General features: G+C 74.1%; 8 protein-coding genes. 2 read left to right on the forward strand and 6 right to left on the reverse strand.

Going from position 1 to position 9,666, the window contains the following annotated elements; all coding sequences use genetic code 11:
* The 4 genes from EEJ42_RS22770 to EEJ42_RS53890 form a co-directional block, all read right to left on the reverse strand.
* On the reverse strand, positions 1-2,004 hold a 2,004-nt coding region (locus EEJ42_RS22770; protein WP_148082015.1), incomplete at its 3' end, for an adenylate/guanylate cyclase domain-containing protein.
* 21 nt (positions 2,005-2,025) lie between these two features.
* Positions 2,026-3,525 carry an MFS transporter gene (locus EEJ42_RS22775; RefSeq protein ID WP_123102347.1) on the reverse strand — a complete coding sequence of 500 codons (1,500 nt, stop codon included), beginning with the start codon at positions 3,523-3,525 and terminating at the stop codon, positions 2,026-2,028.
* The gene (locus EEJ42_RS22780) at positions 3,525-4,220 is read right to left on the reverse strand and encodes an iron-containing redox enzyme family protein (RefSeq protein WP_123102349.1); all 696 of its coding nucleotides are present in this window, start codon (positions 4,218-4,220) and stop codon (positions 3,525-3,527) included. The genes EEJ42_RS22775 and EEJ42_RS22780 overlap by 1 nt, the downstream gene beginning before the upstream one ends.
* On the reverse strand, positions 4,217-5,548 hold the full coding sequence (locus EEJ42_RS53890; protein WP_425472944.1) for a radical SAM protein: 1,332 nt from the start codon (positions 5,546-5,548) through the stop codon (positions 4,217-4,219). Before EEJ42_RS53890 ends, EEJ42_RS22780 begins: the two co-directional genes overlap by 4 nt.
* A 27-nt stretch (positions 5,549-5,575) precedes the next feature.
* Between EEJ42_RS53890 and EEJ42_RS22790 the strand changes: the two genes are divergently transcribed.
* Together EEJ42_RS22790 and EEJ42_RS22795 are read left to right on the forward strand one after the other, a co-directional pair.
* Positions 5,576-6,265, forward strand: a complete 690-nt coding sequence (locus EEJ42_RS22790; RefSeq protein ID WP_123102353.1) for a FadR/GntR family transcriptional regulator — start codon at positions 5,576-5,578, stop codon at positions 6,263-6,265.
* Entirely contained in the window at positions 6,262-7,122 is an 861-nt protein-coding gene (locus EEJ42_RS22795; protein ID WP_246097245.1) for an ABC transporter ATP-binding protein, read from the forward strand. The genes EEJ42_RS22790 and EEJ42_RS22795 overlap by 4 nt, the downstream gene beginning before the upstream one ends.
* Here EEJ42_RS22795 and EEJ42_RS22800 read toward each other — a convergent pair.
* Positions 7,071-8,321 carry an SAV2148 family HEPN domain-containing protein gene (locus tag EEJ42_RS22800; RefSeq protein WP_123102355.1) on the reverse strand — a complete coding sequence of 417 codons (1,251 nt, stop codon included), beginning with the start codon at positions 8,319-8,321 and terminating at the stop codon, positions 7,071-7,073. The genes EEJ42_RS22795 and EEJ42_RS22800 overlap by 52 nt on opposite strands.
* 94 nt (positions 8,322-8,415) lie before the next feature.
* A partial coding sequence (locus EEJ42_RS22805) for a copper amine oxidase (protein WP_123102357.1) occupies positions 8,416-9,666 on the reverse strand: 1,251 nt, incomplete at its 5' end.

Here is a 9,666-nt window from a genome sequence, read left to right on the forward strand (position 1 = left end):
GCCCCGGCCGAGCGCCGCGGTGCCCGCCGCCGCGAGGTGGTCGGCGGCGCGGGCGCCGGTGCTCCTGGCGGTGGCGTCGGCCGGGCCCAGGTCCAGCCGGAGCCGGAACGCCTCCTCCAGGTGCGTGCCGATGGTGTGGTGGCCGTCGGGGGCGCGTTCGGCGTGGTACTCCGCGAACCGCTCGTGCTGCCGGGCGCGCACCAGCTTGGACATGCCGCTGTAGACCTCGTCGCGGATCAGCTGGCTGACGAAGCGCCAGCGGGCCGCGCCGGGCTCCGTCGGGGCGGGCGCCCCGGCGGCCTCCAGGAGGCGGCGGCGCACCAGCGTGCGGACCGCGTGCTCGACCGGACCGGCCCCCGGGGGCAGCAGCGCCGTGAGGTCCGCGGCCGTGAACTCGGCGCCGGTGACGGCCGCACACTCCAGCACCGCGCGTTCGGCGGGCTCCAGCCGGTCCAGCCGGGCGGCGACGACGGCCCGCACCGAGGGGGGTACGAAGCGGGGGTCGTCGCTCTCGCTGACCATCCCCACGATCTGCTCGACGAACAGCGGGTTCCCCTCGGAGCGGTGCACCAGCCGCTCCACGACCTCGTCGTGGGCGACGGTGGTCGCGTGCGGCACCACCTCGGGGTCGGCCGCGGGCTCGTACAGCCGCAGCACCAGTTCGCGGCAGTCGTCGGCGGCGAGCGGCGGCACCACGAGCGCGGTGGCGTTGAGCTTGCCGCTGCCCCACTGGGGGTGGCGCTCCAGCAGATCCGGGCGGGCGACGCACAGCAGCAGCACGGGGGCGCCCTGGACCCAGTCGGCGAGGTGGTCGAGCGCGCCGAGCAGGTCCTCGTGCGCCCAGTGCAGATCGTCCACGACGGCGACCAGCGGGCGGTTCCCCGCCAGCGCGGTGCACAGCAGTTGCAGCGCCCAGCGCGTCTCGTCGAAGGACGTGCCGGAGACGCCGGTGCGGGCGAGCCGCGCCAGCGCGGTGGCGGCGTCCCGTTCGGCCTCGCCGCCGCCCAGCACCTCGGCCAGCCGCGCCCGGGGGTTCGGGCCCAGGGGGTGTGCGCCCAGTCCCGCCGGGCCCGCGACTGTGCGGACACCCCCCAGCGCCTGCGTCAGCAGCGGTGCGAGCGGGGCCAGCGGCCCGGCGCTGCCGTACGGCGGGCAGTGGGCGCCCGCGACCAGCGCGCCGTCGCGTTCCGCCTCGGCCGCGAACGCCCGCGCCAGCCTGCTCTTGCCCACGCCCGGGTCGCCGAACAGGGTCACCAGATGGCAGGACCGGTCGCGCACCACCCGGGCGAACGCCATGCGCAGCTGGGCCAGTTCGTCGCCCCGGTCGACCATGGGGACGCCCGGCGGCCCGGCGAGCGTCCGCGCCTCGTCCCGTATCCCGGTCAGCCGCCAGGCGGGCACCGGCTCGGACTTGCCCCGGACGGTCAGCGGCTCCACTTCGGTGGTCTCGGCGTGCGCCGCGATGAGCCCGTGGGTGTCGGCGCCGATGAGGATCTGCCCGGCGGGGGCGTGCTGCTCGAGCCGGGCGGCGACGTTGACCGCCTCCCCGGACACCAGGGCATGGCCCGCGTCGGCGGCGCCCGAGGTGACCACCTCGCCGGTGTGGATGCCGATGCGCACCGCGATCCGGGCCCCGGTCTCGCGCTCCAGCTCCTCCCCCGACTCCTCGACGGCCGCCAGCATGTCGAGGGCGGCGCGGGCGGCGCGCAGCGCGTCGTCCTCGTGCACGACGGGGATGCCGAAGACGGCCATGACCGCGTCCCCGATGAACTTCTCGACGGTGCCGCCGTGCCGCTCCAGGCAGGCGCGCAGCAGGTCGTAGTAGCGCAGCATCACGTGGCGCAGCGCCTCCGCGTCGAGCCGCTCGCTGAGCGCCGTGGAGCCGACCATGTCGCAGAAGACGACGGTGATGGTCTTGCGGCTCATGTCGTGCACGGCGCCCCCTTCGGCCAGGTCGAAGCTCAGAAGGTCGAAGCTCAGAAGGTCAATGCTCGGAAGGTCCAAGCTCAGATCAGAAGGTCGAACTCAGAACAGCACCCCGCCGATGATGGGCTCCCCGCTGTGCGCCTCCACCTCGTCGGCGGTGGCCTGGAGCCGCAGCTGTACGGAGATCAGCAGGTCGGCCTCTTCGTCGCTGAGCCCGTGGAGCGCCTCCCGCTGCCCCGGGGTGAGTCCGTCGACGGGGAACCCGGCGGCCCGCAGGGCGTCCAGGCGCTGTGTGTCCGGCATGGTGTCGGCCCTCCCGGTGGGCGGTGGTGGGGGTGGTTCATCGTCGCTGCGCGGGCTCCGGCGCCGTACGCGCATCCCGTAGAGCCAGACCACCGCGCCGAGCGCCGCGAGCGCCGGTCCGGCGGTCAGGAACACGAAGCCGACGCCCGACCAGCTCGCGAGCGCCGCGCCCAGCGGCGGGGCGGCCAGCTGGAGCAGCACCGGGAACGCGTTGGCGATCGCGGTGACCCGGCCGGTCAGCTCCGGGGGCGTCTCGCGGTGCAGGACGTACGGGAAGACGACCATGATCCCGGCGGCGGCGAAGCCGAGCACCCCGGCGAGCGGCATCCACAGCCAGACCATGCCGTGGGCGTCGAGGCCCAGCCCGGTGCCGATGCCGCTGACCGCCGCGCCGACCACGATCTGGGCCACGCCCAGCACCACGAACGGCCCCGCCTCCATGACGCGCCCGCTGATGGCGAGCGTGCCGAGCGCCGCGCCGAGCCCCACCGCGGCCACCACGTAGCCCAGGGACGTTTCGCCGACGCCCAGTTCGCGCATGGCCAGCGGGGAGAGGGTGTCGAAGGTGAGGACGAGGAAGAGCGTCGCCGCGACGCTGCCGATCAGCGCGATCAGCGCGGGGGTGCGGGCGATGAACCGTATCCCCTCCGCGATGTCGGCCCGCAGTCCGGTGGGTTCTCCGTCGCCGGACGGTGCCGTGGTCTTCGGGTCCGGCCGCCGCGGCAGCCGTACGGCGGACAGCAGCGCGGCCGAGGCGACGAAGGTCGCGGCGTCCACGACGAAGGCCGCCCGCACCCCCCACCCGGCGATGATCAGCCCGCTGAGCGCCGGTCCGGCCACCTTGGCGGCCTGGTTGGTGAAGACCGTGAGCGACATCGCGGAGAGCAGGTCCTTCTCCGGGACGACGGAGCGCAGCGTGGACTGGTGGACGGGGTTGAACAGGGCCCCGAACGACACCTTGCACACCACGAGCACCAGCAGCACCGGCAGGTTGGGCGCGGCGAGATAGCCCAGCGCCAGCGCCGCGCGGATCAGATCGCAGCCGACCAGCACCCGTATCCGGTCGCTCATCCGGTCGGCGAGCGCCCCCGCCACCGGGGCGAGCGCCACCATCGGGACGGCCACCGCCACGCTGAGCGCGGCGAGCGCGCCCGCGCCGTGGCCCCAGGTGTAGGTGAGGAGGACGACGAGGGCGAGGTAGTCCAGCCAGTCCCCGACGCTGGAGATGGCCTGGCCGCCGTAGAGCAGCCGGAAACGGGGGTGGCGCAGGGCCGCGGTGAGCGAGAGCCGTTCCATCACACGCTCCTCGCGCCCGGCGGTGTGAACCGGTCGGCGAGCGCGCCGAAGGCGGCCACCAGCAGCTGGACGGTGTTCAGGGCGGACACGCTCACCCCGCGCCGCAGCCGGGCGTCCAGCGGCAGGGTGTCGAGGAGTCGGCGCAGCGCGTCCCGGTGGCCGGGGTCCTCCGCGGCGTGGCGGTCGAGGGTACGGAACGCGGCGCGCGGATGGCCGGTGCGCGCGCTCAGCCGCTCGGCCGCCCGGGGGTGCGGAGGGTCGCCCTCCAGTACGGCGATGTAGCCGAGCAGACAGACCGGGTGGAGGTGTTCGATCCAGAAGTACTGGGCACCCGCGAGCGCCGCCACCGGGGCGGGCGGAATCCGCCGCCAGGGCTCGCCGGGGTCCTGGCCGAGGGCGGCCAGGTCCTCGCACACCCAGGCGTCATGGCCGCGCTCCTCGGGGATGTGGCGCGCCCAGTACGGGACGAGCGCGGCCGCCACCGGATCGGCCGCCCGGTCGGCCAGCTCCCGGCTGCGGGCGGCGGCCGCCTCCATCACGGGGACGGTCGCGCGGATGATCTGGTGCGTCAGATGCAGGTATTCGGGATAGACGGCGGCCGGGTCGGGCACCGCCCAGACCCGGGCCAGCGTCGCCCGCAGCCCCGGCCGCAGCAGCCCGATCCTGGCGTCGAGCGCGGCACCCACGCTGATCACGACGCACCGTCCGTGACGTGCCCGAGGGCGGCGAGTTCGCGATAGCCCTCGGTCCCATAACGCCGCAGGAACGTCTCCGCCCCGCCCTCGCGGGTGAGCCCCGCGAGCTGCCGCTCCACCGCACGCACGCCCGGCCGCCCCAGCACCTCCGTGGCCCGCGCGGCGGTGCCCGGCTCGCCCAGGGCGGTCACGCACGCCGCGCAATAGCCGTCGCACTCGGCGCCCGCGAGCGAGGCCAGGTGCCGGGGCCCGAAGGCCCGGATGCCGCGCAGCAGTTCGCGCTCCAGAAGCCGTTCGCGGATCGCGGCCCAGCCGTCGTGGGCGATGTGCCCGAGCCGCAGATGGGCGGGAAGCCGCCCGAGGGCGGCGGCGTCGACCACGTCCTGATTGCAGCAGGCCACGACGCTGCCGTCGAAGCACACGACCGGCCATGCGGCCAGCGCACAGGGCGCGGGCACGGTGGTCCGGTGGCGGGTGGCCGCCCCGGACGCGGGCGCGAGTGCGGCTCCGGACGCGGGCGCGGTCCCGGGGGCGGCCCCCGGCTCCGGGAGCCAGGTGCGGGCTNCCGGGAGCCAGGTGCGGGCTCGCCCGGCGCGCTTGACGGCGGTGACCAGGATCGGCGCCCGGTCGTCCAGCTCGTGGCGGATGGCCTCGGCGGCCTCCCGGAGGTACGGATCGTCAGGGGTGCGGCCGGTGAGCTGGACGCTGACGTCCTTGCCCTCGTCCAGGAGCTGCCGCAGCACGCGCAGCACCGCGGTGCGCGGCACCTCGCGTTCGTGGAAGGCGTCGATGCTGGCGGCGAAGTGGTCCACCGCGTCGATGGCCCGCCGCACCGGCGCGGGGGTCCGGCCGTGGGCCGCGAAGAACATCCCGGACAGCAGCTGGGTGCGGCCGCCCACGTCCCGTACGCGCTCCGCGATCTCCGCGACCAGCCGGGGCCGCAGCAACGGTTCGCCGCCCGTCAGCAGGACGTATGCGGGGTGGTCGGCCGGGGTGAACGTCCCGACGAAACGCTTCAGCACGGCGGCGTCGATCTGCTCGCTCCCCATCGAGGAGGCGGTCGAGCAGTGCGCGCAGGCGAGCGGGCAGCGCCGGGTGACGGTCAGCAGGACCGCGGCCGCCGGTTCGGCACGGGCCGCGAGCAGGTCGAGCAGATGCACTGGACCACTCCCCCCGGTTCCGTCCTGGCATGTGACCCAACGGCAGCTTGGGCCGGGCCGCTTGGGCGCCGGTTTGCGGGCGGTTGCGCACCTCTTGTGCCCACTCCCCACACCCAAATCCTCAGACGTCTGAGGACTTCTGTTAGAGTCCGCAGGGCCATCGGACATGATCAACAGCCCGCCGGGAGAGACGAGATGGCGGAAACCTCACCGCTGCGGCACGGCCGCGTCGTGCCGCAGGTCGAGAGCGCGCTGCGCGCGATGCTCGCCGAGGGGCGCTGGCGCCCCGGCCAGCGCCTCCCCAGCGAGGTGACCCTCGCCGCCGAGCTGGGCGTCGGCCGCTCCTCGGTGCGCGAGGCCGTGCGGCTGCTGGCCCACGACGGCCTGCTGGACGTACGCCACGGCTCGGGCACCTACGCCGCCGAGGAGCCGCGGGAGCCGCGCGACGTACGGCAACTGCTGCGCCGCGCCCGGCTGCTGGAGGTCTACGAGGTCCGCCGGGCGCTCGAGGTGGAGGCCGCCCGGCTGGCCGCGCGACGGGTGCGCCCCGAGGACCTCACCCGGCTCACCGACGACCTCAAGCGCCGCCAGAAGGCGGCCGCGGCCGGTCCCGCCGCCTTCGTGGACGCCGACCTGGCCTTCCACCGCACGGTCGTGGAGCTGTCCGGCAACGCCGTGCTGCTCGGCCTGTTCACCTCCGTCCTGCCGGTGCTGCGCGAGGAGCTGGTCGAGATGGTCGTCCACGAGACCGGGCTGCCCGATCTGACCTGCGCCCATACGGCGCTGCTGGACGCCCTGGCGGACGGCGACCCCGAGGCCGCGATCGCCGCCACCGTCAAGAACGTGGAATCCGTGATGACGCTCATCGCCGAGGAGACACGATGACCGGCGCCCCCGTCCTGAGGGCCGACGACGTCGACGTGGTCCGCGACGGCGCCCACCTGCTGCGCTCGATCTCGCTGACCGTCCGCCAGGGCGAGCACTGGGCCCTGCTCGGGCCCAACGGTGCGGGCAAGTCCACCCTCCTCAGCCTGCTGGGCGCGCACGCCCACCCCACCCGGGGCGCGGTGGAGGTGCTGGGCCGCACCCTGGGCCGGGTGGACCTGCGGGAGCTGCGCGCGTACGTGGGCCATGTCGACCCACGTCATCCGCTGCGCTCCCCGCTGCGGGCGCGGGACGTCGTCCTGACCGGGCTGACCAATACCGTCGAGCCGATCCCCCGCCGCCACCCCGACCCCGCCCAGCGCGAGCGGGCCGAGCGGCTGCTGACCACCCTGGGCATGGCCGACAAGCTCGAGGCGCGCTGGCCGACGCTCTCCCAGGGGCAGCGCGGCCGGGTGCTGATCGCCCGGGCCCTGATGCCCCGGCCCCGGCTGCTGCTGCTCGACGAACCGGCCACCGGCCTCGACCTGGCGGCCCGCGAACAGCTCCTGGACAGCCTGGACGCCCTGCGGCTCGCCCACCCGGAGCTGGCCACCGTCCTGGTGACCCACCACCTGGAGGAGCTGCCCGCGTCCACCACCCACGCGATGCTGCTGCGCGACGGGCAGTGCCTGGCGTCGGGCGCGGTGGACGAGGTGGTGACCACCGACGCCATCACCAAGTGCTTCGACCACCCGGTCCGCATCACCCGCACCGACGGCCGCTGGACGGCCCGTACCGTCCGCACCGTACGGGACGGCGCCGGAGCTCAGGACACCGGACGGGAGTCCGACCAGACGCTCTCGAACTCCTCGCGGTAGGTGCCGAAGAGCCCGCCTTCGCCCTCGTTCGGGTCGCGCCCGTCGCGCACCACCTCGCGGCCGCGGCCGCCGCCGCGCAGGACCAGGACCGGGGCCTCCATGCCGCGGGCCTTGCGCAGGTACGACTGGACGACCGCGAGGCCGTCGGTGCCGTCGCCGTTGACCAGGTAGGCGGTGAAGCGGGGGGTCTCGTCGAAGACGTGGATCTCGAAGGCACCCGGGTCGCGCAGGGCGGCGCGCACCCGGCGCATGTGGAGGATGTTCATCTCCACCGAGCGGCTCAGCTCGCCCTTCTTCAGCCCCAGCTCGCGCTCCCGCCGCCGCACCGCGCTGCTCGCGGGGTTGAGGAACAGCAGCCGGGCCCGGCAGCCGGACTCGGCCAGGCGGACCAGGCGGCGGCCGGAGTAGTTCTGGACCAGGAGGTTGAGCCCGATGCCGACGGCGTCCAGCCGGCGGGCGCCCGCGAACAGGTCCTCGACGGGCAGTTGGCGCTGGAGCCGCACCCGGTCGGAGTGGACGCCGACCACGTCCGCGTACCGGTCGCCGACCAGGTCCTCGACCGCGTCGATCGGCAGCCGGTCGGTGGAGGGGTTTCCGGTGCCGCTGCCGAGGATCTCCAGCAGCCGGGCCGAGGCGCGCTCGGCCTGGGCCAGCACGGTCCCGGACAGGGCGCGGTTGCGGGAGACGACGTTGCGGGCGACCTCCAGCTCGTCCAGGGCCAGTTCCACCTCGCGCCGGTCGTCCAGGTAGGGCTCGAAGCACGGCCAGTGCTGGACGAGGAGTTCGCGCAGCTGGGGCAGGGTGAGGAAGCTGAGCACATTGTCGTCGGCCGGGTCGAGCAGATAGCCCTTGCGGCGGCTCACCTCCCGGACCGCCACGGCCCGCTGCACCCACTCCTGGCCGGCCGGTCCGGCGGCGGCGATGACCCAGTCGTCGCCGTGGACCGGTTCGTAGATCGGCCGGAGCACCGCGCCGACCACCGCGCGCAGCCGCTGTTCGACCAGATTCAGCCAGATGTAGGCCCGCCCGGCCCGGCGTGCGCGCGTCCGCACCTCGTCCCAGGCCTCGGCGCCCCAGTCCAGTTCCGCTCCGATCTCCATCGGACGCACCAGGGACACCGCACCGGGGGGTGCCTCGGTGGAGCCGTCACCCCCGGGACCTCCGTCACCAGGGGGCAGCTCCAGCCCGCCCGAGCTCACCTGTGCACCGCCTTCCGCCCCCGCTCCAACGATCACCGCAGACTACTGCTCGGGCGGGGGCGGTGCGACACTCCGGTCGGCCTGAAGGTCAACCTTAGTCTTGTGTATGGCCGTTGTGACGGGTGAGTGCAGGGGGCGTGAGGGGACTCATCGCGGTCACGTCGCGGGGCGCGAGCTGGAAGCCCTGCCAGTGCACCGGCATCGGTTCCTGGTCCTCATCACGGGCGATGTGGTGGAACCCGACGTTGACCCACACCACGGGGTGGGTGAGCGTCTGGCCGTTGACCCACTTGTCGACGCTCTTACCGGCCCCGGCGCCGCAGTTCGCCAGATTGTTGCTCGCAAACTGTTCACATTTGTTGTACTGCGTGAAGTAGACGTCGTGCTTGGTGTAACTGCGTCCCTGGTACTTGGTGGTGTGGCCGGGCACGATCTCGTAGCTGCGCGGATGGCCGTCCTTGTTCTTGCCCGCCGTGCTCACCACGCGCCACCAGCGCGCCCCCACCGCGTCGCCCGCCAGCTCCTTGCCGACCGGGGTGCGGGTGGTCTTGGTCTTGGGGATGCGGCCGGCGGTGGCCGTGGTCTTGGAGTCGTACTGCTCGACCTTGCTCTTCGGCGAGCCGTCGAGGCCGAAGTTCAGCCGCCAGAAGACGTTGTGGGCGTGGCTGGTGGCGTAGTCCTTGGCGCCCTTGCCGATCGGCCAGCCGCGGCCGTCGCCCGCGTCGTAGTCCATCGGGGAGAGCGTGCCGGTGGCGCCGACCTGCATCGACATGGTGCCGTCGCCCGCGAACCGCCACTCGGTGATGTACTCGTACCAGCCGACCTGGTTGACGGTGTAGACCAGCAGGTCCTTGCCCTGGGCCTGGTAGAGCTTCCGGCCGTCGTTCATGCGGTAGGCATGGCCGCGGGCCCGGGTGGTGGCGCACAGCCCCTTGACGTCGGGGTGGTCGGGGTCCCAGGCGTCCGGCACCCGCACGGTCTTGATGGTGCCGCCGGGGCATTCGGCCGGGTTCAGTTGTTGCAGCCCCTGGGCGAAGCCCTGGCCGGTGATGTCGTCGTACTCGGTCTTGCCGTCGTCGTACGGGACGTGGATCTGGCCGAGCTTCCCCGACGTCAGCACCTTGATCGGGCGGGCCTCGCCCTTGGGCTGGTACGAGACGTTGTCGAGGACCAGCCCGGCCTTGCTCTCGTAGTGCCAGCACATCCGCCAGGTGGTGCCGCCGTCCAGGGTCTCCTGGATCGTGTACGGGGCGCTGCACTCCGCGGCGGCCGCCGGGGCCTTGGCCGGTACCCGCGGCGCGGCCTGGGCCGGTCCGGCGGCGACCGCCGCCGAGCCGACCAGCGC

It is taken from the genome of Streptomyces botrytidirepellens (assembly GCF_003721215.1).
Classification (GTDB): Bacteria; Actinomycetota; Actinomycetes; order Streptomycetales; family Streptomycetaceae; genus Streptomyces; species Streptomyces himastatinicus.